The sequence below is a fragment of the Peribacillus sp. SRI_006 genome, from assembly GCF_057586375.1.
Window position 1 is genome coordinate 114,896 of record NZ_JBYCZT010000005.1, and the last position, 25,688, is coordinate 140,583.

Genomic DNA, 25,688 nt, shown 5'->3' on the forward strand with positions numbered 1-25,688 from the left:
GAACTAGTGAGAAATCAGACATAAAGGAGTGCAGTCACCATGGAAGAAACAAAAAATTGCCGGGACTCTTTGGTCATAAAAACAAGCCTGGTCCTCCCGCCGGATACAAATAATATTGGTACGATGTTCGGAGGCAAATTAATGGCATACATTGATGATGTAGCGGCTATATCAGCCATGCGTCATGCGCGAAGCAACGTCGTTACGGCATCAACTGATTCCGTCGATTTCCTGCACCCTATTCACGAAGGAAATGCAGTTTGCCTTGAAAGCTTCGTGACTTATACGGGCAGAACATCAATGGAAATCATCGTAAAGGTGATTGCAGAGGATTTAGTTACAGGAGCCCGAAATTTATGCGTCATTTCCTTCCTGACATTTGTTGCCATTAATGAAGAAGGTAAACCAATTCCTGTTCCCCGTTTGGTTCCGGAAACGGAGATGGAAATGAATTTAAATGAATCAGCAAAACAACGGGCCCAAATAAGGAAAAAAAGAAGGGAAGATACACAGTTCATTGCAAGTACTTTCGGTGTGAAACTTCCATGGACCGATCAATCAAATCCAGGATTATATAAATAAGATAGGCATCCCTTCAGCCGTTCTTATTGATGATCGAGACCATATGGAAAAAATTACGTGAAAAGACGCTTGGATAATTCCAAGCGTCTTGTTTATGTTCCCTTGTTAGGTCTTTTAGTCATCGCTAGCTAAAATACCAAAGAAACGCAAGATGTTAATGAATAGGTTAATGAAATCAAGATATAGATTCAACGCCATGAGCGGTACTTCTTCGGCTGTTACCCCGTAATGCTTCATTCGATTGAAATCATATAAAATATAACCGCTGAAAACTAAAATCCCTATAAATGAAAAGACCAGCATGGCTGTAGAACTTAATGGAAAGAAAATGTTGAAAATGCTAATGACGACTAAAGCTAGCAAGGCCGCAAATAACATCCCCCCCAAGAATGAAAGGTCCCTTTTGGTGGTTGTGGCATAAACAGCCAGTCCTCCAAATACGACTGTCGTCGTAACACCTGCCAGGATCACCACATTTGCCCCTGCTGCGGCTAGGTAGTGGGCAATGATCGGATAGGTCGTAATTCCGGAAATCAACGTGAAAATATACAAAAATGTGTAACCGATGGCTTTTTTCCTTCGCAATATGAATGCTCCAATCAACATGGCAATCTCAAGTATCGCCAAGGGAAGAAACAAGGATGGCGGAACAAGAGTGCCGAGAGCCATACCTAAAACGGAAACGGCAAGAGATAAAGCGAACGTCCGCATGACGGACGGCATATATGTTTGTACAGTTTGTGAATACATTCAATCACCCCATCATTTATTTTCTACCGTTTTCTACGAGTCTGTTTTAAAAAGGTTTCATTGCATACAATGAAAATTTGGTGTTTTTTTAAAAGTATTGAAATATATATGAAGTAATTACCTTTTCTATGATATTCTTACAAATATACTAATTTTTCTGAAATATTAAAATACTTTAAACGAAACCTTTCCGCGGTAAGTAAAGCGCTAAGGTCAATAAATAGACATAAACTTCAAAAAAAGCTATCTCGAAATAATAAATCCGAAATTATTGATTCTATATATTTAATAGGACTTCAAAACTTTACTGTATAACAGTTATAAAGGAAACGTTTTTATGTTGCAGAAAATTATTCCTAAAGTTATAAAATATGAAAAAAATGTGATTATTTTCTATAAAAACTATTGTATAATTGTAAAAAAATGATTAAAATTTTAAATAATTATCAGAAGATTAATTATTTTCCCGATAAAATAGTTTAGGGGGAGCAAGGATGAAGAAAGCTATTTTACAAATAGAAAACCTAACTACCTCATTCCGAATCGGTAACAAATATCATGCAGCGGTGGATGATGTTTCGTTTACGGTGAATGAAAATGAAATTGTAGCAGTTGTTGGAGAATCAGGTTGTGGAAAGAGTGCATTGGCCTTATCCATCATGCAATTACATAATAAGCAGAGAACGAAATCCGAAGGAAACATCCATTATAAAGGCCAAAATCTCCTTAAGTTGAATGATGTACAAATGAATAAAGTCCGTGGTAAAGAATTGGGTATGATATTCCAGGAACCTTTAACGGCTTTGAACCCTCTCATGACCATCGGAAAACAGATCGAGGAGAATCTTGATTACCATACTGAACTCTCCAGTGCTGAAAAAAAGAAAAGGACGATTGAACTTTTGACACAAGTGGGAATTCCATACCCTGAACGGACGTACAAGCAATATCCGCATGAGCTTTCGGGCGGAATGCGGCAAAGGGCTATGATCTCGATTGCCATTGCTTGCAACCCTGCACTGGTCATCGCTGATGAACCCACGACGGCTTTGGATGTTACGATCCAAGCGCAAATACTTGATCTGCTGAAGGATATCCAAAGCAGGACAAAAATGGGGATCATCTTAATTACACATGATCTGAGCGTCGTAGCTGAGGTCGCTGACAGAATCGTTGTCATGTATGCAGGTCAGGTAGTGGAAACGGGAAGTGTTAAAGAGATATTCAGCAATCCGCTGCATCCATATACAAGGTCATTATTGAATTCGATTCCTTCGGCCGCAAACGAGAAAAACCGTTTGCATGTTATCGAGGGAATCGTTCCATCGATAGCCAAAATGGATCGGATCGGATGCCGCTTCCAAGATAGGATTACATGGATACCAAAACATGCGCATGAAGAGACACCCCGGCTTCACGAAGTGGGCAACGGTCATTTTGTCCGCTGTACCTGCTATAAAGCATTCTATTTTCAAGCTGAAGGAGATGCATCGGCTCATGACATTACTAAAATTAGATAATCTAAAAGTGCATTTTCCAATAAGGGGCGGTTTTTTTCGAAGGGTGGTCGATCACGTAAAGGCAGTTGACGGTGTCTCCTTTGAGTTGCAGCAAGGGGAAACATATGGTTTGGTCGGGGAATCCGGAAGCGGCAAGTCCACGACAGGCAAGGCAGTGGTCAAACTGAATGAAGTGACATCCGGACAAATCCTGTTTGAAGGCAGGGATTTAGCATCTTTAAGTAGAAGAGAAATTAAGCCGTTCAGAAAAGATATCCAAATGATTTTCCAGGACCCGTATTCATCATTGAATCCCAAGAAGAGGGTACTTGACATCATTGCCGAACCGCTGAGGAACTTCGAACGGTTATCCCCTTCAGAGGAAAAGAAAATCGTACAGGACTTCTTGGACAAAGTCGGACTGAGTCCGGAATCGATTCACAAGTATCCTCATGAATTTTCTGGGGGGCAGCGCCAGCGAATCGGGATTGCCCGATCATTGACATTGAAACCTAAACTGATCATTGCGGATGAACCGGTGTCAGCACTGGATGTTTCCGTTCAGGCACAAGTATTGAATTTTCTTCAGGATCTCCAACAGGAGTTCAATTTGACTTATTTATTTGTCGGGCATGATTTAGGTGTAATCCGGCATATGTGTGACCGGATGGGTGTTATGTATCGAGGTAGATTGGTAGAGGAAGGCAAAAGCGAGGAAATCTATGAAAATCCCCAACATATATACACGAAGCGCCTGATTGCCGCCATTCCTGATTTAGAGCCGGAAGTCCGCGAAGATAAAGTGCAGCTTAGAAAAAAACTCACCTCGGAATATGAGTCTACCTACTCAAAATATTTCGATGAGAACGGACGTGCTTACGATTTGAAGCCAATCTCATCGACACATAGAGTCGCATTACAATAAGGAGGTGGAAGGAATATGTGGAAATTTATCCTAAGACGATTATTAGTAATGATCCCGCAGCTCTTTTTATTGAGCATCATCGTTTTCATGATGGCAAAAGCAATGCCGGGAGATGCACTGTCCGGCCAGGAAATCAACCCTAGGGCCAATCCAGCCGAGCTTGATAGGATCAGGGAAGAGCTGGGTTTGAATGATCCTTGGTACCAACAATATCTAAGGTGGGCATCCAATGCAGTACAGGGGGATTTCGGTGTTTCCTATACACATAAGACGCCCGTTATGGATGTGATCGAAGACAGGCTTTGGAATACGGTGTTCCTGGCGTTGGTCACGCTGATCTTTACATATATGCTTGCGATACCATTAGGCATACTTAGTGGAAGGTATAACGATACCTGGGTGGATAAAACCGTTACGGGTTATAGCTATTTAGGGTTTGGCACGCCAATTTTCATTTTTGCTTTAATCATGTTATTCGTTTTCGGATTTGCCCTTGATTGGTTCCCGTCTGGAGGCAGTGTCGATTCAAAAGTGGATGAAGGAACATTCGCCTATGTTTTAAGTAAGATCAATCATTTAATTTTACCAGCGTTAAGTACAGCTTTAATTGCAACAACAAGTACGATCCAATATTTGCGAAATGAAATCATCGATAATAAAATCAAGGATTTCGTAAGGACAGCGCGTTCGAAGGGAGTGCCCGAATCAAAAGTGTATTCACGGCATATCCTGAGAAATTCCTTTTTACCGATAGCAGCATTCTTAGGTTATGAAATTACTGGATTGGTCGGCGGCGCGGTCATAATCGAGACCATTTTCAGTTATCCGGGACTTGGGCAGCTTTTCCTTAGTTCAGTCAGTCTGCGGGACTTCAGTGTTGTCACGGCCATCGTCATGATGACGGGATTTGCCACTCTGCTTGGCACCCTTCTTTCGGACATCATACTTAGTGCGGTCGATCCGCGCATACGGATAGAATAGGAGCGGGGTGAGTCGTATGGAAATGAAAGTGGAAACCGGTAAGAACATACAAGTTAATGATGTGAGCCCTTCAGGTATCAAGATCATCTGGCAGGAAATCAAGAAAGACAAGCTTGCCATGGGCTCATTGATTATATTAGCAGCCATATTGCTTTTTGTTTACGGTGCGTCGTTTTTCATGGACGCCAAGGAAATAGCCAAGGTCGATTTTCTCTCCATTTATTTGGAACCATCCTCAGACTATTGGCTTGGAACCGATTATGGCGGCCGGGATGTATTCGGCCAACTGATAATCGGTACCAGAAATTCATTCACGATCAGTTTATTCATTACATTATTCACGGCTATCATCGGTTTATCATTAGGGCTTCTGGCGGGCTACTTCGGCGGGGCAACCGATAATGTGATCATGCGTGTCATCGATTTCGTGATTGCCCTGCCGCAATTGATGTTCATCATCGTTGTGGTCACGATTGTGCCGATCTTCAATGTATATGTTTTCATTTTAATCATGACGATGTTTTTATGGACAGGAAAGGCCAGGCTGATACGTTCAAAGGCTTTGTCTGAGCGTGAGCTGGATTATATCCACGCCTCACAGACACTCGGGACGCCACATTGGAAAATCATCCTGTTTCAGCTTCTGCCCAATGTCAGTTCATTGATCATCGTCAACTTCATTTTGAACCTTGCAGGCAATATTGGCTTAGAATCCAGTTTGACTTTCTTAGGGTTCGGCCTTCCGGAGAGCACCCCGAGTTTAGGGACGCTCATCAGTTATGCTCGAAATCCAGATGTTCTGGAAAACAAGTGGTGGATATGGGTACCCGCATCACTCATGATTTTAGTGTTGATGCTGAGTATAAATTTCGTTGGTCAGGCGTTAAAACGCGCAGCCGATGCAAGACAAAGAAGAGGATAAAAAAAGGGGAGTGTAGGATATGAAAATCAAAAGCTACAGTAAGGTATTAAGTGCATTGGCCATTTCGTCTCTACTGCTTGCTGCATGTTCGAATGATACGGAGAAATCGTCAACGAAAGAGAAAAAAGGGAAAGATGTAGAACAGGTCGATACTTCTAAATTCCCGACAAAGACGACAAATCAAGGAGAGCCGATTAAAGGCGGCCATTTGACATATGGTTTGGTATCAGATACCCCGTTTGAAGGGATATTAAACAAGGTTTTCTATCAAGGCGAACCCGATAACCAAGTTATCACATTCTTTGATGAGGATTTATTGGATACAGACGAAAACTATGTATATACGAATGAAGGTGCCGCTTCATATGAGATTTCAGACGATCATAAAACGGTTACGCTGACGATTAAGGATAATGTAAATTGGCAAGATGGAAAACCTGTGACAGGCGCCGATTTGGAATATGCATATCTTGTCATGGGAAGCAAAGATTACAAAGGTGTCCGCTATGATGAACAAATGGCTTTAATCGAGGGTATGGAAGAGTATCATGAAGGGAAAGCGGATAAGATTTCAGGCATTAAAGTCGACGGCAAAAAAATCATATTCACCTTCAAAAAAGCGAATCCTTCCGTCACGACCGGATTATGGACATACCCGCTTCATAAAGAATACTTAAAAGATGTTCCGATTGCAGAGTTGGAATCTTCGGATAAAATCCGTAAAAATCCGATTGGGTTTGGACCATTCAAAGTGAAGAAAATCGTTCAAGGGGAAGCGGTGGAATTTGAAGCGAATAAAGATTATTACCGCGGTGCACCTAAATTGGACAGTATCACATTGAAAGTCGTGAATCCGTCTGTTGTCGTCAAGTCACTTGAAAATGGTGACCTCGATGTAGCGGAGGTCTTGGCTGAACAATATGATCAGGCCAAGGAATTGGATAATGTCGAATTATTGGGGAAAGTTGAATTGGCCTATTCCTATATTGGATTCAATTTCGGCTACTATGATAAAGAAAAAGAAGAAAATATTATGGATGAGAATCCGAAATTCGGGGACAAACGCCTTCGTCAGGCGATGGCATATGCCATCAATAATGAAGAAGTTGGCGAAAAGATGTACAAGGGCCTTCGCTTCCCTGCCAACTCTGTCATTACACCGAACTTTAAATATAATAACAAAGATGTAAAACCATATGAATATAATCCTGAAAAGGCTAAGGAACTTTTGGATGAAGCAGGGTTTGTAGATACGAATAATGATGGCATTCGTGAAGATGCTGATGGAAAAGAGTTCAAAATCAACTTTGCTTCCATGAGCGGTTCCGATGTTTCCGAGCCACTGGCAAGATATTATATCCAGCAATGGGAACAAGTAGGGTTGGACGTCGAATTGCAGGATGGAAGGCTGCATGAGTTCAATTCATTCTACGACCTCCTGAAAAAGGATAATGACGAAGTTGATGTTTATTCAGCAGCATGGGGCGTCGCTTCCGATCCGGATCCATCAGGAATATGGTCAAGGTCTGCAGAATTTAACTATACCCGCTGGGTGAGTGAAAAAAATGATGAGCTTCTTGCTAAAGGGATTTCAGAGGAAGCCTTTGATGATCAATATCGAATCGATACGTATAATGAGTGGCAGGAATTGATCCATGAAGAGGTTCCGGTCATTCCGACATTATTCCGTTATCAATTGACTGGAGTGAATGAACGCGTTACAGGTTACGATTATCTCGCAGGCCGTCAATATCAATGGCATAATGTTGGGGTAACGAAATAATTTAAGCTGACTATCGGCTGCCTTTATGGCGGTCGATTTTTTGCGTTTCAATGGAGTGGATAAAGGTTATATAGATAATAGTAAGTAATTGGAAGGGTGATATTGATGGAAGTGAGAAATCCTAATGAAACAAAGAGAGAGTTAGAAATATTGTTTACTGAATCGGTTGGCCGTTTACTGAAACCTCTCGAAGAGGACGAAAAGAGAATTGCCTTCTTGGAATATATGAAGGAAATGTCCAACAAACAAAGACAATTGAAGTGAAGTTGAACTTTCATCACTAAGGAGGTTTTTTTATGAGAAACGAAGATATGGACAGATACAAGGTATGGCGCGATAAGTGGAAAAGAAGAGTGAATATGGAGAATTTAGCGTTATATGGAATTGCAACATTAGCTATGGCCATCTTGCCTGTCATGGCTTTCATGGGTTAAATCTATTAAAGGGCCGCCTTTTGGCGGTCTTTTAATATGTTAAAAGTTGCCATGAAAAGATATAATGAACAAAGAGGAAAGGAGAGATATGCATGAGCGTGATCGAAGAAAAAGAAATCGTATCTTACATAAAAGAATTGGTGTCCATACCCAGCCCCTCCGGCTATACTGAACAAGCCATTAAATACGCGGCCGATTTCATGGAGCAGAGGAAGGTTTCATATAACATCACGAATAAAGGGGCATTGCTTGCTACATTAAAAGGCGAAGATGATAACAAACATCGCTTGCTGACTGCCCATGTCGATACATTGGGGGCCATGGTAAAGGAAATCAAAGCGAATGGCCGCCTTAAATTGACGATGATCGGCGGATTCCGCTGGAACTCGGTGGAAGGGGAATATTGTAAAATCCATACAGCTGACGGAGCCATTATCACCGGGACCATTTTAATCAACCAGACCTCTGTCCACGTATATAAAAATGCCGGCGATGCGAAGCGTGATGATGAGACAATAGAGGTCCGGATAGATGCTGTCGTGAAAACCAAAGCGGAAACCGAGGCAATTGGCATTTCTGTTGGAGATTTTGTCTCCTTTGAACCGAGAGTGGAAGTGACGGATACAGGCTTTTTGAAATCAAGGCATTTGGATGATAAAGCTAGCGTGGGCATCCTCCTTCATATCATTGACCTCATTTCCACAGGAAAGATAAAATTGGCATATACGACCCATTTCCTGATTTCCAACAATGAAGAAATCGGCTATGGCGGAAATTCCAATATCCCTGAGAAAACAGTCGAATATCTTGCTGTCGATATGGGCGCGATCGGTGATGGACAAACGACGGATGAATTCAGCGTTTCCATTTGCGCAAAGGACTCCTCGGGTCCTTATCATTATAAACTGCGTCAGCATCTGGTCTCACTTGCCCAAGCAAATGCCGTCGACTACCGTGTCGATATTTATCCATTTTACGGATCGGACGCTTCCGCTGCCATCCGGGCAGGATATGATGTCGTCCATGGCCTGATCGGACCGGGAATCGATGCATCACATGCCTTCGAGCGGACACATGTCTCTTCATTAAAGCATACAGCCAATCTGATTTTGCATTATATCCAATCAGAGTTGGTATAATCGTGAGAAAGGCCCGCACTCCTATCATAGAAGTGCGGGCTTTTACTTGTTTTTTAGGATATTTCATTAAAGTCGTGAGTTTGGTGCGTAATACTCGTGAATTTCGGTGTTTTACTCGTGAGTTTGTGCGTAATACTCGTGAGTTTTGGTGTTTTACTGGTGAATGTCGCTCAAATACTCGTGAATGACAAATTATAATGATAATTCTTGTGGAGGTTCACCATTGTTGTTCATCAACCGTATGCTTTCCGGCTTAATTTGCAGAATTAAATAATTTGGATCTTTCGGACCTTCGAACCACTTTTCAAAGGATTCATTCCATAATTTATCTTTCAGTTCCTGTGAATCGTTTATTTTCGAGGTACCTGAGATTTCCAGGTAAGAATCGCCCAATCCTTCATTATCATAGCCGATCAGGATATGAACATTAGGGTTCTTTTCAATTTCGTCGATTTTTTCCGTCTTTCCGCTCGTTGGTGTGTATAAAGTTAATTCATCGTTAAAAAACGTCATATAGCGTGAATGTGGTTTGTTGTTTTCAACTGAAGATAAAACTCCTATTTTATGATCACGGATGATGTTCAATACTTTTTCTTTTATTTGGTTTTGGCTCATTTTTATACACTCCTTTTATTTTTTACTCTATTACTTTTCCTCTTTTTTCATTAAGTTAAACAAAATTATGCAGTTTGCCATTTTTATGAATGAATACCGAAAGAAGTTGCCATACTAGTCATTATGTGTTCTGTTTAGAGCAATTTCATGATGTGAATCCATTTGTAAAGGTGAGTATGATGAATGAATTGTGGTGAATTACTTATCATTGGCGGGGCAGAGGATAAGTGCCTTGAAGGTGAAGTATTAAATAAATTTGTCGAGCTTGCAACCCATAGCGAAGGCGGAATAGGAATATTGCCTACAGCGAGTGAAATTCCTGAGGAAGTGAGTACAGAGTATATCAAGATTTTCAGGGATTTAGGTGTGGACAGGGTGGAAGTGATCAAGCTGGATTCAAGGCAGGATGCAGACGATCCGGCAATTTGTGAACAGCTTGCATCTTTTTCCGCCATCTTCATTTCAGGGGGAAACCAAAGCCGATTGTCTGAACTGATTGGAAAAACAAAGTTCCACGATGCCCTTTCTAAAGCCTGGCATGAAGGAATGGTGATAGCAGGGACAAGTGCTGGTGCTTCGATTTTAGGTAAGTATATGATCGTTGCTGCTGACACGATGCTGAATGACAATAAGTTAAGTGTTGAAATTGGCGTAGGTTTCGGCTTCCTGGACGGACTGATAATCGATCAACATTTTTCCCAGCGTGGCCGGTTTGATCGTCTGTTAAGTGCAATAGCAGGGAAAAAAGAAATTATGGGTATTGGCATTGATGAAAATACAGCAATTTTAGTTAAAGACGGTCATTTTGAAGTAGTCGGCCAACATCAAGTATTGGTTCTTGATGGCAGCTCCAGTGATTATATCAATATCACATCTTCTGATAATGGCAGTGAAGAGTTGACTCTTTCGGGATTCAACCTTCATGCACTAACCAGGGGATACCGTTTTGACCTGCTTAAAAGGAAATTGTTGATGAAAAAGGGGATCCAACAATGAAGATCAATCGAGTCCGTTATTTAAAAGGACCTAATTATTTTGCTTATACACCTACGATTTGCATTGAATTGGATATAGGGGAACTGGAACAGAAACCATCTGATTCAATACCTGGATTCAATGAAAAATTGTTAAAGGTGCTCCCGAACTTGGGAAGCCATACATGTTCAAAAGGGTATCGAGGCGGATTCGCCGAAAGGCTGAGAAAAGGAACATGGATGGGACATATATTGGAGCATATGACGATTGAGCTTCAAAACTTGGCCGGAATCGAAGCCATTCGGGGAAAAACGATAATGATGGAAAAGAAGGGTTTTTATTATGTTACCTTTGACTATCAGGAGCCTCACTCAGGTCTTCAAGCTTTTTTAGCAGCAAAAGATATCGCGGAGGCCATCCTGAATGGTGAAAAACTTATAAATGTACAATCTTATGTAAAACAAATAGAGCAGTTATATTATAAAAATAAACTGGGGCCAAGTACCGAAGCCATTTTTAAGGCAGCGCAAGCAAAAGATATCCCTGTCGAGCGAATGGGTGATGAAAGCTTATTGCGTTTAGGAACAGGTACAAGGCAGAAGTATGTCCAGGCGACAATCTCTAGCCAGACTTCGAATATTGCGGTTGAGAATTCATGTGACAAAGCATTGACCAAATCCATTTTAAGAGGATGTGGCCTCCCTGTACCTGAAGGGGAAGTTGCCCATTCCATTGAAGATATCTTTGCCTCGGCGGACAGGCTGGGTTTTCCGCTGGTCATAAAACCGTATAATGGGAGACAGGGTCAGGGTGTCATCACCCATATCAAAAATAAGGATGAGCTATTCAATGTGATCAATTGTTTGGAGCTGCATGTGGAGAAGTATATTATCGAACGGCATATTGAAGGACATGATTATCGGTTACTGATAGTTAATGGAGAACTTATCGCCGCCAGTTTGAGGCTTCCACCCTATGTTATTGGCAATGGCAAGGAAACGATACGCAGTTTGATAGAAAAGGAAAATTGTAATGATTTGCGGGGAGAAGGTCATGAAAAGCCGATGTCAAAAATCCCACTTACACATACCGTGACGTGTTACTTGGAAAAATCGAATCGGACGCTCGATACGATTCCGAATCAAGGTGAATTGGTTCAAGTTGTCGGCAATGCAAATCTTTCGACTGGCGGAAAGGCAATCGATGTAACGGACCAGGTTCATCCGACCATTAAGAATATGGCTGTTGCAGCTGCGAAAGCGATCGGTTTGGATATCGCCGGAATAGATTTTATTTGTGAGGATATATCAAAACCGATTGAACATTCAAAGACTGCAATTATTGAAGTGAATGCTGCACCGGGAATTCGAATGCATCATTATCCGAGTGAAGGGAAAAAAAGGGATGTAGGCAAAGCCATTGTCGATTATTTATTTCCGACCAGGGAAGAGGCGGCTATACCGATCATTGCAGTGACCGGAACAAATGGCAAGACGACAACAACCCGATTGATTCATTATTTTCTTACTAATGAAAAAACAAAAGTTGGGATGACAAATTCTGATGGAGTATATATCGGCGATGAGGTATTGGATCACGGTGACTGCAGTGGCCCTGTCAGTGCAAGAATGGTATTGGCCCATCCTGAAGTCGATATTGCCGTATTGGAAACGGCCCGGGGCGGGATTCTGCGTGAAGGTCTTGCTTTTCGTAAATGTGATGTGGGAATCATCACCAATGTAAGTGAGGATCACCTCGGCCGTGATGGAATCGATACATTGGATGATCTCATTAAATTAAAGAGGCTGGTAGCTGAAGTCGTAATGAAAACAGGCTATTGTGTACTGAATGCAGATGATCCGAATGTAGCTGCCATGAACGCTTATACTGATGGGGAGGTCATTTACACCTCTACAGATGCCACCCAGCCTCACGTGCAAGCTGCGATAGATAAGGGATGTAAAGTTTGGTACGTCAATGAAAACGGCGTCATTTGTCATTCAGCTGATGGAGTCATCCATCCATTTATGGATTGCACCATGGTTCCAATTACGATTTCCGGCATGGCACGTCATAATATCGCCAATTTACTTCAGGCGTTAGCCGCAGCCGAAACACAAGGCATTTCCATGGAAGAACTAAGAAGGAAGGCTGCCACATTTATGCCTGATACGAATTTGTCCAAAGGACGGTTCAATTTGAAAAAGTTGAAAGAGCGCACGATCATCATCGACTATGCTCATAATGAAGCGGGATTGAAGGCCATATTCGAAACTGTCAGTGCCTATAACAAAAATCATCTTATCACTGTTTTGGCAGGGCCGGGGGACCGTATTGATGAAGAACTTATCAGACTCTCCAAGGTAGCGGCCATTAATTCCGATCTGTTCATCATTAAAGAAGACGATGATTTGCGGGGGAGGGAGCCGTTAGAAGTAGCCGGGCTGCTTCAGGATGCTGCGGTAGAAGCTGGGTTACAAAAAGATCGGACATTCATCGAACCTAATGAATTGGACGCATTCATAAAAGCCTGGGAGAAATCACAACCGGGTGACCTATTATTGTTCTTTTACACGGATTTCGAATATGTAGAGAGATTTTTCGAAAAGGTTTCTACAAATCCGTTGCCGAAGAAATAAAACAAAGTGATCTCACCCAGGAAATCGCTTCACTTTCCAGCGTAAGTGGAAAATGAATGTAAGAAAAAAGCTAATCCAAATGGATTAGCTTTTTTTCATGACCGTTTCATTTGCAGCCGGGACAGCGGCATGGTCTTTTTTATATATTCGCTTAAGCACGATTGACTGAACAATCATGAATATACCTCCGATAGACCAATATAGTGGCAATGCAGCAGGAGCAGAGAAAGAAATGAATAAAATCATTGCTGGTGAGAGCAAGCTCATCATCTTCATTTGTTTCTGCTGTTCTTCCGGCATTTGTCTCACGGAAATGGCCGATTGGAAGTAATAAATGACACCAGCGATTATCGCCATGGCAATATTCGGCTGACCTAGGCTGTACCAAAGGAAACTATGGGTCGCAATTTCATGGGAACCTTGAATCGCATAATAAAAGCCCATTAGGATCGGCATTTGAATTAAGAGCGGCAGGCAGCCCATGTTTAAAGGATTGACTCCATGTTTTTGGTAAAGCTGCATCATTTCCTGCTGAAGGGCCTTTTGTTTAGCAGGATCTTTCGTCTCTTTGATTTTCTGCTGGATTGCTGTCATTTCCGGTTTCAACCCATTCATCTTCGTCTTCATGCTAAGCTGTGTTTTGTATTGTTTGGCAGTCAGTGGTAGCAAAACAAGGCGAATCAAAAACGTCATCATGATGATGCTTAAACCATAGTTGCCATTAAATAAACCAGCATTGAATTCCAGCATTTTTGTCATGGGGTTAACCAATGCAGTATGAAATGGTCCGCTCGTTGCTGCTGAGCAACCAGTCAAAAGGGTCGTTGCCAAAAATAGGACGGCAATTAAAAACATGTTTTTCTTCTTCAATATAATTTCCTCCTCGAATTGTTAATGTTTAAACAACTAGAAGGAGGCTTGGCTCATCGGAATCATCTGGTGAATCTTTTTGCCGGATAAAGGTGAAAAAGCGCTGTGCACCGCGCCAGTCAAAGGTGCTGCCTGTATGAACAGGGGATTTACTTTTATCTGTATGAACGGAAGCTTGATATTTGTCATTCAAGAGCGATTGCTTTTTATTTAAGAAGTAAAACGCGGCCAGTGGAAAGACAAAGGTAAATAAGTAACCTGCCCATACCGCATGGCGAACGGTTTGATAATCGAATTCTAATAATAATTCCCACATAGGAATCCCTCGTTTTTTCTAAGATAAGAAAATTTGTCCAAAAATGATTTAGGGCCTGACATGACTTTTGACCACATTTAAATCATTACCAACACTATATCAATTCTAGGGCAAGAAAGCTAAAAAATATAGGGGTTTTTTCAAAAAATAAACAGGGAATATTTTCTGATGCATAAATTTCAAAAATAGATCAAATGGAAATCAAATTCGAGACCGTTCAGAGCAAAGGTTGCACAAATGGTCATTCGTCTACATACGGATAAATGGAAGTTCAAATTATGAGGTGAAAAGGTATGAAACCATACGATTCATTCAATCAACAGAACGACCATAACGGTAATGAACGAAATGCACATCTCCGAAATATGGGCAATCATTTCATGGCAGGGGCATATCCATTAGAGAATCAGATGATGGATGTAAGGACTCCTCCTGGCCCGCCTGGTCCGTCCTACGGAGGGGGCCAGCCACCGCCTCATATAGCTCCGCCATTATTCACTCCACAACTTCATGAAGGAACGTATAAGGCAATGGACACTGGGTCAATGAAAGGGTGCTTATAAAAACATACGTATATTTGGCTTAAGAATGGCCGTTCATTTTGGTTTTACCCAACATATGTCGGATATAATTCAGTGGCAGGTTATCGTTGGAGACGAAGTCAACAGCGATGGGCCTATTATGGGACGGACGCGCATGAAATACAATACTTTCATTGTTATTAAAAAACAAAAAACAATCCGCATTTGCGGATTGTTCAGAATGTAGACAAACTCGATGAAAACCGAGTTTGTCTACATTTTTTTGCTTGTACAAATTTGGACATTGATTGGAACGTAGGGCACTCGCTTTCCGCGGTCGGTCCGGACTCGGCGCATTTGCGCCTGTGGGGTCTCCCTTGGACTCGCTATTCCCGCAGGAGTCTCGCACACCCGCTCCAATCAACTATGTTTTTGCCTACAGTCTTTTGTTCTTAACCTTTAATCAAAATTTCAAAGTGAATTTTAAAAGGGATTCGGAATGGTCTCACCCTGAACCGTGTAAAGAACTAGTTATCACTTATCATTCAAAGTTTCAATCCAAAAAATAATCTGGAAAATCGGAAATGATCCCATCTACCTGCATCATTTTGAACATATGTATTTGTTTTTTATTGTTGACGGTCCATGTAAATACTTTCATCCCGTGCTTTTGGATTCGCTTTTGCAGCTTCGTACTCAAAATCGTTTGTTTTGGATTCAAAAATGATGCAAACTCGGCAATCTCTTTTATTTTTTGGTCATTGATTCGCCGTTTTATCAAAACGCCCACTTGTATGTCCGGCATTAATTGATGAAACCTTTTCATGGATTCCATATCGAACGAATGAACCATTATCTTATTTTTACTTGTTGAACATTCTTGGAATTTACCTAATTCTTCGGCAAGTTTCTCTTCTATGCCGGGATAAGCAGAGGGATGTTTCAATTCGACTAAAATTCCGGCCTCAGACCCGAAATTCTCCAATACCTCACTTAGTAAAGGTATCCTTTCGTTTTTATAGCGAGAATGATACCAGCTTCCTGCATCCAGTTCCTTTAATTCGGCTGCCGTGTAATCACGGAGGTTCCCTTTGCCGTTTGTGGTTCGATCCAAGGTGGGATCATGATGAACCACAAGGACATCATCTTTACTGAGATGGATATCCACTTCCAGGAAATCAGCACCCAATTCAATGGCTTTTTTATAAGATGCCATTGTATTCTCGGGGCAATATCCAGATGCACCTCGATGTCCAATTTTAATGGGGGAATGCTGCTTTATTAAGCTTTCAGGGAAATCACTTTTTGATCCTTTAGCGTAGAACAGGACAAGCATGGTTATCACGATAATAAGTAAAAATGCGGTCATCTTTCACACTCCTATCAGGCACAATGATTAAAAGTTAGCAGGACAGTCTCATTTCATAATATTACATGTTAGGCAGGAAAAAATCATGTTTTACACAATGTTATAATCCGACTTAAAGGATTTATTGGAAAGGTATGGAATACATATAATTTAAGTATCAATAAGGAGGGAAAGCAGATGGAATTGCAGGTGAAACCGAAGTCTAAAAAATGGAAGGGGAATTTTGGTTTATATTTTTCCCTTCCCATTCTCTCTTGGGCGTTTTACGATTTTGCCAATACGATTTTTTCTTCTAATATCAATACGATTTTCTTTCCATTCTTCCTCCAGGAACAGATTGGGGAAAATGCCGTTCTTGATCAGATTGCGAGTACCTTCATCTCCTACGCTAATGCGATTGCCAGTTTGTTTCTCGTTTTGTTTTCCCCGCTGTTCGGTGTCATGATCGATCGAACGGGAAAAATGAAAAAATACATTATGATTTTCACACTCATTTCCGTTGTATGTACATTTTTAATGGGGGTATTCGGGGGGACGCCGTTGGATGGAAAGATTCTGGGCATTCCCGTTTCCTTGGCGATCGTCATTCTTTTATTTGTGATAGCAAAGTTTTTCTATCATTCGAGTCTGGTTTTCTATGATACGATGATGAGTGATTTAGGCACGAAACAGCAATTGCCGCTAATATCAGGGTTTGGCGTGGCGGTAGGCTACCTTGGAACGTTAGTGGGACTGTCAATCTATCCATTCATAAGTAAAGGGAGTTCACATGAAGCCTTCATACCCACGGCCATTTTATTTCTGGTTTTTTCCCTTCCCTTATACTTTTTTTTAAAAGAATCTCCAAAACAGCAAAAAGCGAAAGAACCTTTTTTATCAGGTTATAAGGAAATTAAATCAACATTTAAAGAGATGCGCTCCTACCGATCGGTTTTTACATTCATGATTGCTTATTTCTTTTTAAATGATGCAATTGCGACCACTATCGGCATGATGGCCGTATATGCCAAGACTGTTGTTGGATTTTCCTCCAGCGGATTCATTTTGCTATACCTGGTATCGACAGTATCGAGCATTGCCGGATCGTTTCTGTTTGGATACATCACACAGTCGAAGGGACCGCGGCTGGCTGTGACGTATGTGGGGGTTCTGCTCTTGGTCGCTTTATTTATAGCGGTCTTCGCACAAACCGCCCTTTGGTTCTGGGTTGCAGGGAGTATGTTCGGAATTTCGCTAGGTTCGATGTGGGTGACATCACGGACCTATATCATTGAATTGACTCCAGATGAGAAGAGGGGGCAATTTTTTGGACTATTTGCATTCTCTGGAAAAGTCTCTTCAATAATCGGTCCGCTATTATATGGAACGATAACGTTGATATTCCACGACCTCGGTACATTGGCGAGCAGGATGGCACTAGGGTCATTGATCATCATGGCGATAATAGGTCTTGGCTTTCTTTTGAAACTGAAGGGATTGGAAGAAGTGAAATAAGAAAAAGGGACTGGAGCCGGTCTTAATGCCGTATCCAGTCCCTTGCTTAAACGTTATACCAAAATCAAGGTGACATCGACGTTTCCGCGTGTTGCTTTTGAATAGGGGCAGGTCATGTGTGCTTTTTTGGCGAACTCTTCGGCTTCTTCCCTGCTTAGGTCGGGAATCGAAACATCCAACCTTACAGCCAATTTAAAACCGCCGTCTTCCTCATCTTTACCGATCGTTACATTTGCCGTCACGGACGTATCGGCCTTTTTCTTTTCTTTTTGCAGTACAAGATTCAAGGCACTGTCAAAACATGCCGCGTAACCGGCTGCGAATAACTGTTCAGGGTTTGTGGCGCGCTCACCGGAACCACCTAATTCCTTCGGTGACCTCACATCGAAATCCAGAATCCCGTCCTCTGATTTAATATGTCCTTCACGACCACCGTGTACGGTAACTGTAGCTGTATATAATGGTTTCAATGAAAACAACTCCTTTATTCATTCTTACTATCATTACTTCCCTGCTGTAAGTCTTGTTAAACAAAATGAAAGCGAGTATTGTTTGAAAATGGTATTAAATTGGAAGATATTGTTTTATAATGTACTGTATTAGGAGATGTAATACACCCATTGCAGGGAGGGTTCATGATGTTTGAATTGGATGTTCAAAGTGGAAAGCCGGTATATGAGCAATTGATGGATAAGTTAAAGGAACTAATGATCAATGAAGTTTTACAGGAACATAATCAGCTCCCATCCATCCGAATATTGGCTCAGGAATTGACCATCAATCCAAATACGATCCAGAAAGCGTACAAGCAGCTTGAGTCTGACGGGTTTATATATACCTTACCAGGCAAAGGGAATTTCGTGGCACCTCCTAAATCCTTCAAAAATTCATTGAAAGAAGAAGAGATCAGAAACGAGCTTTCAAAGGTACTTGCTGAAGCTCTGTATATCGGAATCGATAAACATGAAATTTATAGAATAATAAAGGAAATCAGTCCATTGGCAAAGGGGGGGGATTCATGATTGAAATTAAACAGGTGAGTAAATTATATGAAGGGAAAGAAGCTATCAAAAACGTCACCTTGGTTATACAAAAAGGCTCCATATTCGGGTTATTAGGTTCAAATGGGGCGGGGAAAACGACTCTATTAAAAATGCTATCAGGCAACCTGATACAGGATGCAGGTGAAGTTCTTATTGATGGATCATATGTGTTTGAAAACCGTGAAGTGAAAAATCGTTGTTTCTTCCTTCCTGACACGCCTTATTTCCTGGCTAACTATACCATCACGCAAATGGCAGGTTTTTATAGCCATATTTATAACGAGTGGAATCAAGAACGTTTCTATCAATTACAGGAAGTATTCCCGATACCCGTCCAAAATAAAATACATAAACTATCGAAGGGGATGCAGAGACAGGTTGCTTTTTGGCTAGCACTCTCGACGATGCCGGAAGTTCTAATATTGGATGAACCGTTTGATGGATTAGATCCGGTCATGCGAAAAAATGTGAGACAGTTGTTGATTCAGGATGTTTCGGAAAGGGATATGACGATTTTACTATCGTCCCATAATCTCCGGGAAATTGAAGATTTAGCCGATCATGTAGGGATTTTGCATAAGGGTGAGCTTGTTATCCAAAAGGTTTTGAATGACTTGAAAGCTGATGTACATAAAGTGCAAATTGCCTTTAAGCACAAAATTCCCCATGGTTTATACCGCGGAATTCAAATCCTTAACAAGGAAAGACGCGGCAGCGTGATCGTTTGTATCGTTAAAGGTAGTGAAGCCATGATTAAATCGCATTTTAATCAGTTTCAGCCGGAAATATTAGATATTCTCCCCCTTACTCTTGAGGAGATATTCATTTATGAAATGGGGGATATCGGTTATGTCATCCAGAATAACCTGGTTTAATAGGGAACTGATTATCTATATTTTCAGAAGTACTGGCTGGATAGGTTTCCTATATCTTGTAGGCCTCATATTTGCGCTGCCTCTGGAAATGTTAGCGATTATCTTGAATGGGAACAATGAATATGTGGAATTCGAAAACCTTTTTTCCTGTCAGCAGATGATACAGTTTGTTTTGGTCATCGTTATTCCAGTATTACTTGCCATCTTCCTTTTTCGGTTTTTACAAATGAAACAAGCCTCAGACTTCATTCATAGTTTACCGATTACGAGACGCAGCATCTACGCTCATATGATTGGAACGGGGATTGGCTTCATGGGTTTGCCGATTTTACTTACAGGTTCAATATTGATATTATTTCACTCGGCAATTGATATAGAACGGCTATATACCATGACGGATATATGGTCTTGGATGGGGACAACATTTATTTTGGAAGCTTTGATTTTTTCCGTTGCCGTTTTACTTGGAATGGTTACGGGATTATCAGCCTTTCAAGGAGTGCTGACCTATATTTTTCTTACTTTGCCGGTGGGGCTTTTTGTTTTGTTTGCAGCCAATGTGAAATTTTTGATAGCAGGATTTTCTGCAGAGTATTATCTAAGTGCCAATATGAATGGCATCTCCCCATTATTAGCAGCAACGGAGATGGAAAAAATCACTTTCTTCTCTATTAATACATTAATTTATAGTATATTAACCTTTCTTTTTCTGATCAGCTCTCTTTTTCTCTATGAGAGGAGAAAGCTGGAGCATGTGTCTCAGGCATTTGTTTACCCGAAGATTAAGCCAGTGTTTAAATTCGGCCTGACATTATGCATGATGCTGTTTGCAGGGCTTTATTTTAGCGAAACGACAGGCGAACCTGGGTGGATTTTTTTTGGATATGCCGTCGGTTCTTTGCTTGGATATTATTTAGGGGAAATCGTCCTGCAAAAGACTTGGCGAATACGGGTCAACCTGAAAGGTTATGTAGCGTTTATAGCAGCTGTCATTGTGCTGGCACTCATTATAAAAATAGATCCCCTTCAGTATAAGACCAAGATTCCTGATGAAAAGATGATTAGCCAAATTTATATTGGTGATTCTCCTATATTTTTTGAAGGAAATGACACGTCGAATAATGCTTCCAATTATCTTAAAGAGAAGGAAAATATTGAAGCGATCAGGTTATTGCATCAGGAAATCATCGATAAGGGTAAAAAGGTTTCCATTGGTGAATGGAATGATGGTCAATCCGTATTTCTGATGTATGAACTCAAGAATGGAAAACGGTTAGCAAGAGAGTATCATTTGCAGAATTACGATTCATACATGCCACTATTGGCGAAAATATATGAGTCTAATGAATATAAAAAAATGGTTAATCAGGTATTGAATGTTTCCGCTGAAGACGTTTCTAAAATCAAGATAACGGCAAGCGGCCAAGTGGACAAATCCATAACGATCACGGACCGTCAACAGCTGGAAGCTGCAGTGAAGGCATTGTCGGAGGATCTGAATAATCAATCGTTCGCGCAAATGACTTCTTCTTTTGGTGATTATGCCTCCATAGAGATACTTTTGAAAAATAACAAAACCATTTATATGAATTGGGACTCTTCATATACTCAGTTTTCAGAATGGATGGTAAGTACCGGACAATCGGAACAAGCGCGGTTAATGGCTGATGATATTTCTTATATCCTGGTTGCAAAGTCCGATTCGAAAATTTATCACACGAATTCTGAAAGTGAACTTGCACAGCAGATTGAACAACAGCCAAATCGCTTGAAAATTAAGACCGCTTCTGAAATCGAGACAGCGATTGATAATGCCCAAATTGATTGGAGCGGGGAGTATTCAGCTGCCTTTTATTATAAAGAAAGCAGAGATGTGGACATTCTGGCGAACATGTTCCCGATTTCATTTTGGATCATTTTAATGAAAAATAACGTGAATATTTCGCATGTACATATAAAGGAAAGGATGCCGCCCGATATGGGCGGCATCCTTTTGCATTGCCTATCAATTATGTTTGTGTATCTATGCTTTAGAGTTTTACGACGTTTTTAGCTTGTGGTCCGCGGTTTCCTTCTTCGATCTCAAATTCAACCTCTTGACCTTCATCAAGGCTTTTGAAACCTTCTCCTTGAATGGCGGAAAAATGTACGAAAACATCATCTCCGTTTGGTACTTCGATGAAACCAAATCCTTTGTCACTATTGAACCATTTCACTTTACCTGTTACTGTCATTCGATGAATCCTCCTAAAAAGTTAAAAAATATTAATGGTGATGATTTTACCTAGAGGGAAAAATCAATTTCACACATTATCCAGCACCCTCATTCAAGTTAAAATTATCATACGACGATGCTTGATAATATGTGAAAGCCTACAGGAAAAATTACCACAATAACCTCTGGAGTAATTTCCAGTTTTTTAGTATATACCCACCTTTATAAAGGATAAAACAAATGGAAGTAATTTATACATTCCCATTTGGGGAAAATAATATTAGACAGGTTTTATATGGGGAAATATAACGATATTGTCGCGCGGGATTTTCCTTGATTGAAATTTGACTTGGGATTCCATGTCAAATATGAAATGGCTTTATGGTGAAAACAGGAAAACAAGTTGGCATTAAAGTTTTCTGCGAAAATAATCGGGTATAGGATAAGAAAGAAAGGACTGATGAAAAATGAAGAAATTATTAAAAAGAGCTCTCATTTTTGCTGCTCCAATCATATTCAAGGAAGTAAAAAAACGCTGGAAGAACAAGCGGAATCAAAAATCGTTAAAAACTGCAAGGTAAATAAATAAACCATGAATAAATGAACGGTAATCATATGGATCAAGATAAGGGGCGCTATTAAGCGTCCTTTGTTTTGCATCTGAATAAATCCCCTATTGGGTGTTTCATTCACCTCTACATCTTTCCTTCATATCGTGTTAAAATAGAAAGGTTGATTGAAAATGAATGCTGAGTAGCCAATGCTTAAGCCTTATGATATATTTCTTCTTACATATATTGTGTATGATCAGGATTTTTGCATACAAAGAAAGGTTGCCATTCCAATGTAAAAAATACAGTAAACCTCCTATAAATTTTTTTATTGATGACTCCAATAATGAAAGGAACATATTATGACTAATTTAAAAGACGAGGTTCAATCCCGACGGACCTTCGCAATCATCTCTCACCCGGATGCCGGGAAAACGACTTTGACAGAAAAATTACTGCTGTTTGGCGGCGCGATCCGCGATGCCGGAACAGTTAAAGCTAGAAAAACAGGGAAGTATGCAACCAGTGACTGGATGGAAATTGAAAAGCAACGGGGAATTTCCGTTACATCTTCAGTCATGCAATTCGATTATGATGACTTCCGTGTCAATATTCTCGATACACCGGGCCACCAAGATTTCAGTGAAGACACATATCGTACACTGATGGCTGTTGATAGCGCCGTGATGATCATCGACTCGGCAAAAGGTATCGAGGATCAAACGGTTAAATTATTCAAAGTATGCCGGATGAGGGGTATACCGATTTTCACTTTTATCAATAAAATGGACCGACAAGGTAAAACGCCGCTGGAATTGCTTGCCGAACTTGAAGAGGTATTAGGAATAGAAACATATCCAATGAACTGGCCGATCGGGATGGGAAAAGACTTCGTGGGCATTTACGACAGGTTCAACAATCGGATTGAACAGTTCAAAACTGAAGGGGAAGAGCGTTTCCTTCCGTTGAATGAAGATGGTGAACTCGAAGTGGATCATAAACTTAAGGATTCCCAGTTATATGAGCAAACTTTGGAAGAAATCATGCTGTTGACGGAAGCGGGTAACCAATTCTCTGAAGAAAACATTGCGAATGGAAAACTTAGTCCTGTATTTTTCGGAAGTGCTTTAACGACATTCGGTGTTCAAACGTTTTTGGATGCTTATCTGAAGTTTGCACCAGCTCCACAAGCACGGATGACAACGTCAGGTGAAATGGATCCTGTCAGCAATGATTTTTCCGGTTTCATTTTCAAGATCCAGGCGAACATGAACCCAAAACACCGTGACCGAATCGCCTTCCTTCGCATTTGCTCCGGTAAATTCGAGCGTGGAATGAGCGTCAACTTGAGCAGGACAGGGAAACCGATCAACCTTTCTTCCTCTACCCAATTCATGGCTGATGATCGAAACACTGTAAATGAAGCGGTAAGCGGAGATATCATCGGTTTATATGATACTGGTAATTATCAAATTGGCGATACGATTACCACAAGCAAAGACATGTTTCAGTTTGAAAGGCTGCCTCAGTTTACGCCGGAACTATTCATGAGGGTAACAGCTAAAAACGTCATGAAACAGAAACATTTCCATAAGGGTATTAACCAACTTGTACAAGAAGGGGCAATTCAGCTCTTCAAAACGGTTAGGATGGAAGAATATCTGCTTGGTGCGGTTGGGCAGCTTCAATTTGAAGTATTCGAGCATCGAATGAGGAACGAGTACAATGTTGAAGTCGTGATGGAGCGCATGGGCAGCAAGATTACACGCTGGGCTGAAGATGAAAAGCTTGATGAAAACCTTCATAGCTCAAGAAGCATCCTTGTTAAGGACCGGTTTGATAAATATGCATTCTTATTTGAAAATGAGTTTGCACTTCGTTGGTTCCAAGATAAAAATCCTGACGTGGAATTATATAATCCAATGGATTTGAAATAAAGAAGAAAGCCCGTGTTTTATACACGGGCTTTCAGTTTGTAGACAAAAGGGGTTCGGAATTAAAAAATTCCGAACCCCTTTTGAAATTCCCTTTGAATTTTCGCCTAAAGTTAAGAGATTGCGGCTCTACGAGCTCACATGTTAGGCCATTTATGGACCTCGCCATGTCCAATTGGCCATCTTCTTTAAATTAATGGCAGTGAAAGTAAGCATCGCCTGCATTGACAATTTTTTATGTCCCCTTAAAGTAGTCCAACGCATACCATGCTTTTCTTTTGCATCTGCGAATACACGCTCAATCGTTTCATTACGTTTTGATACTTCTATTTTAAGACAAAAATGACTCTAGGCAAAAGTGTTCTGTCTAAAAGGTAAGAAAAAGTTGATTGGAGCGGGTGTTCGAGACTCCTGCGGGAAAAGCGCGTCTAGGGGAGACCCCGCAGGCGAAAGCCGAGGAGGCTCCCCGACCGCCCGCGGAAAGCGAGTGCCTGTAGTGGAAATCAACGTCCAAATTGTACAGGCCATAAAAATAGACAAACTCGATTTTCATCGAGTTTGTCTACAGTCTGAAAGCCCGTGTTTTATACACGGGCTTTTTCCTCTATCTGGGGCATTGTTTAAATATCGAAAGGTTTTTTTGATAGTACCTTAAACATGTTTCCATACTAGGGAAAATGACGACCCTTTTTGGTCAAAAAGTCTAGATAGGGTAGAAGATTCTTGAGTACTCTCTTTATTACTTTGTTGTTTTGAAATCTGTTGAAAATGCGTGTATTTTAATCATTCCTCCTGTTTTAAACATGTCGATTTTAGATATACGGAAACATGGAGATAGAAGATGGTATACAGCTGTATTTTTGAAAATTAAATAGTAACTAATTGGAAAGGTTAAATAAGAAAATCATAGTAACTTCGAGCATTGTAAGAATTGCTGGGATATTCCGCTAAACTTCTTATGAACCGCATAATACTAATAGAAAACTTGTGGATTTAACCTTGGTGCAGGAGGAGTATGGGCAAAAATTACTTATATTGAACTATCGAGGTAAGTTGGGGTTCAGACATTAAAGGGGAATAATTAATTTATATCCAAGCCTACGAAGGTATAGTCTGTTTTATTATTTGGAAAATATTGCGGTTGAATCAGTGTTTTTAAGGATACATTAGCAAATGGTTAGGTTATATATATCTTCTCTTAATTGATTTAAATCACTTGGCTACCTTTTTGAACTTGATACAGTACCGAATAATTG

Annotated in this window: 24 protein-coding genes and 1 pseudogene; 17 read left to right on the top strand and 8 right to left on the bottom strand. The window is 40.7% G+C overall.

All coding sequences use genetic code 11. From position 1 onward, the window contains the following. The first annotated feature begins 39 nt into the window (after positions 1–39). The gene (locus AC2YHV_RS08500) at positions 40–582 is read left to right on the top strand and encodes an acyl-CoA thioesterase (RefSeq protein ID WP_034314279.1); all 543 of its coding nucleotides are present in this window, start codon (positions 40–42) and stop codon (positions 580–582) included. Positions 583–696: 114 nt separating this feature from the next. Here the strand turns inward: AC2YHV_RS08500 and AC2YHV_RS08505 are convergent, their stop codons facing one another. Next, positions 697–1,332, bottom strand: coding sequence for a Bax inhibitor-1/YccA family protein (locus AC2YHV_RS08505; RefSeq protein WP_034314277.1), 636 nt, complete (start codon positions 1,330–1,332; stop codon positions 697–699). Positions 1,333–1,826: 494 nt separating this feature from the next. Between AC2YHV_RS08505 and AC2YHV_RS08510 the strand changes: the two genes are divergently transcribed. From AC2YHV_RS08510 to AC2YHV_RS08545, 8 genes are all read left to right on the top strand, one after another. Continuing rightward, complete coding sequence (locus AC2YHV_RS08510; protein ID WP_487373033.1) at positions 1,827–2,852, top strand: ABC transporter ATP-binding protein; 1,026 nt, start codon at positions 1,827–1,829, stop codon at positions 2,850–2,852. Continuing rightward, on the top strand, positions 2,830–3,756 hold the full coding sequence (locus AC2YHV_RS08515) for an ABC transporter ATP-binding protein (RefSeq protein WP_053534228.1): 927 nt from the start codon (positions 2,830–2,832) through the stop codon (positions 3,754–3,756). Before AC2YHV_RS08510 ends, AC2YHV_RS08515 begins: the two co-directional genes overlap by 23 nt. Before the next feature lie 15 nt (positions 3,757–3,771). Then, positions 3,772–4,737: an oligopeptide ABC transporter permease gene (gene opp4B / locus AC2YHV_RS08520; RefSeq protein ID WP_057278962.1), complete on the top strand. Its 966-nt coding sequence runs from the start codon at positions 3,772–3,774 to the stop codon at positions 4,735–4,737. 22 nt (positions 4,738–4,759) lie between these two features. Continuing rightward, a complete protein-coding gene (locus tag AC2YHV_RS08525) occupies positions 4,760–5,659 on the top strand; it encodes an ABC transporter permease (RefSeq protein WP_057279040.1) in 900 nt (299 codons plus the stop codon). Between the two features lie 19 nt (positions 5,660–5,678). Further along, a complete protein-coding gene (gene opp4A, locus AC2YHV_RS08530) occupies positions 5,679–7,442 on the top strand; it encodes an oligopeptide ABC transporter substrate-binding protein (RefSeq protein ID WP_487373034.1) in 1,764 nt (587 codons plus the stop codon). A gap of 105 nt (positions 7,443–7,547) precedes the next feature. After that, positions 7,548–7,706, top strand: coding sequence for a hypothetical protein (locus tag AC2YHV_RS08535; RefSeq protein ID WP_487373035.1), 159 nt, complete (start codon positions 7,548–7,550; stop codon positions 7,704–7,706). Positions 7,707–7,738: 32 nt separating this feature from the next. Continuing rightward, positions 7,739–7,876 carry a hypothetical protein gene (locus AC2YHV_RS08540; protein WP_153246153.1) on the top strand — a complete coding sequence of 46 codons (138 nt, stop codon included), beginning with the start codon at positions 7,739–7,741 and terminating at the stop codon, positions 7,874–7,876. A gap of 92 nt (positions 7,877–7,968) precedes the next feature. Beyond that, a complete protein-coding gene (locus AC2YHV_RS08545) occupies positions 7,969–9,015 on the top strand; it encodes a M42 family metallopeptidase (protein ID WP_239860598.1) in 1,047 nt (348 codons plus the stop codon). Positions 9,016–9,207: 192 nt separating this feature from the next. Here AC2YHV_RS08545 and AC2YHV_RS08550 read toward each other — a convergent pair whose 3' ends face one another. Next, positions 9,208–9,630 (bottom strand): pyridoxamine 5'-phosphate oxidase family protein, encoded by a 423-nt coding sequence (locus AC2YHV_RS08550; protein WP_053534231.1) that lies wholly within the window; start codon positions 9,628–9,630, stop codon positions 9,208–9,210. Between the two features lie 183 nt (positions 9,631–9,813). Here AC2YHV_RS08550 and AC2YHV_RS08555 point away from each other — a divergent pair, with 183 nt between their 5' ends. Next, entirely contained in the window at positions 9,814–10,626 is an 813-nt protein-coding gene (locus tag AC2YHV_RS08555) for a cyanophycinase (protein WP_487373036.1), read from the top strand. Next, positions 10,623–13,244, top strand: a complete 2,622-nt coding sequence (gene cphA, locus AC2YHV_RS08560) for a cyanophycin synthetase (RefSeq protein WP_487373037.1) — start codon at positions 10,623–10,625, stop codon at positions 13,242–13,244. Before AC2YHV_RS08555 ends, cphA begins: the two co-directional genes overlap by 4 nt. An 84-nt stretch (positions 13,245–13,328) precedes the next feature. On the opposite strand, the gene yidC is transcribed toward cphA, so the two are convergent. Both yidC and AC2YHV_RS08570 read right to left on the bottom strand, forming a co-directional pair. Continuing rightward, positions 13,329–14,114 carry a membrane protein insertase YidC gene (gene yidC, locus AC2YHV_RS08565; RefSeq protein WP_222620141.1) on the bottom strand — a complete coding sequence of 262 codons (786 nt, stop codon included), beginning with the start codon at positions 14,112–14,114 and terminating at the stop codon, positions 13,329–13,331. 28 nt (positions 14,115–14,142) lie between these two features. Continuing rightward, positions 14,143–14,430 (bottom strand): hypothetical protein, encoded by a 288-nt coding sequence (locus AC2YHV_RS08570; protein WP_034314256.1) that lies wholly within the window; start codon positions 14,428–14,430, stop codon positions 14,143–14,145. 293 nt (positions 14,431–14,723) lie between these two features. On the opposite strand from AC2YHV_RS08570, the gene AC2YHV_RS08575 reads away from it, so the two are divergent. After that, a complete protein-coding gene (locus AC2YHV_RS08575; protein ID WP_487373038.1) occupies positions 14,724–14,993 on the top strand; it encodes a hypothetical protein in 270 nt (89 codons plus the stop codon). 511 nt (positions 14,994–15,504) lie between these two features. Here AC2YHV_RS08575 and AC2YHV_RS08580 read toward each other — a convergent pair. Next, the gene (locus tag AC2YHV_RS08580) at positions 15,505–16,320 is read right to left on the bottom strand and encodes a glycerophosphodiester phosphodiesterase (protein WP_487373039.1); all 816 of its coding nucleotides are present in this window, start codon (positions 16,318–16,320) and stop codon (positions 15,505–15,507) included. A 177-nt stretch (positions 16,321–16,497) separates the two neighbouring features. Between AC2YHV_RS08580 and AC2YHV_RS08585 the strand changes: the two genes are divergently transcribed. Next, complete coding sequence (locus AC2YHV_RS08585; protein WP_487373040.1) at positions 16,498–17,814, top strand: MFS transporter; 1,317 nt, start codon at positions 16,498–16,500, stop codon at positions 17,812–17,814. 53 nt (positions 17,815–17,867) lie between these two features. Here AC2YHV_RS08585 and AC2YHV_RS08590 read toward each other — a convergent pair whose 3' ends face one another. After that, a complete protein-coding gene (locus AC2YHV_RS08590; protein WP_106027726.1) occupies positions 17,868–18,284 on the bottom strand; it encodes an organic hydroperoxide resistance protein in 417 nt (138 codons plus the stop codon). 168 nt (positions 18,285–18,452) lie between these two features. Here AC2YHV_RS08590 and AC2YHV_RS08595 point away from each other — a divergent pair, with 168 nt between their 5' ends. The 3 genes from AC2YHV_RS08595 to AC2YHV_RS08605 are packed head-to-tail and all read left to right on the top strand — an operon-like array spanning position 18,453 to position 21,785. After that, positions 18,453–18,836, top strand: coding sequence for a GntR family transcriptional regulator (locus AC2YHV_RS08595; protein ID WP_057278975.1), 384 nt, complete (start codon positions 18,453–18,455; stop codon positions 18,834–18,836). Continuing rightward, positions 18,833–19,732, top strand: a complete 900-nt coding sequence (locus tag AC2YHV_RS08600) for an ABC transporter ATP-binding protein (RefSeq protein ID WP_487373041.1) — start codon at positions 18,833–18,835, stop codon at positions 19,730–19,732. Before AC2YHV_RS08595 ends, AC2YHV_RS08600 begins: the two co-directional genes overlap by 4 nt. Continuing rightward, positions 19,707–21,785, top strand: coding sequence for a DUF6449 domain-containing protein (locus tag AC2YHV_RS08605; protein ID WP_487373042.1), 2,079 nt, complete (start codon positions 19,707–19,709; stop codon positions 21,783–21,785). Before AC2YHV_RS08600 ends, AC2YHV_RS08605 begins: the two co-directional genes overlap by 26 nt. Here AC2YHV_RS08605 and cspD read toward each other — a convergent pair. Then, on the bottom strand, positions 21,763–21,966 hold the full coding sequence (gene cspD / locus AC2YHV_RS08610) for a cold-shock protein CspD (protein ID WP_034314240.1): 204 nt from the start codon (positions 21,964–21,966) through the stop codon (positions 21,763–21,765). The genes AC2YHV_RS08605 and cspD overlap by 23 nt on opposite strands. An 894-nt stretch (positions 21,967–22,860) precedes the next feature. Here cspD and AC2YHV_RS08615 point away from each other — a divergent pair. Continuing rightward, the gene (locus AC2YHV_RS08615; RefSeq protein WP_034314233.1) at positions 22,861–24,435 is read left to right on the top strand and encodes a peptide chain release factor 3; all 1,575 of its coding nucleotides are present in this window, start codon (positions 22,861–22,863) and stop codon (positions 24,433–24,435) included. Positions 24,436–24,585: 150 nt separating this feature from the next. Here the strand turns inward: AC2YHV_RS08615 and AC2YHV_RS08620 are convergent. Then, positions 24,586–24,753: pseudogene (locus AC2YHV_RS08620) on the bottom strand (transposase); the annotation flags it as partial. Between the last annotated feature and the right edge of the window lie 935 nt (positions 24,754–25,688).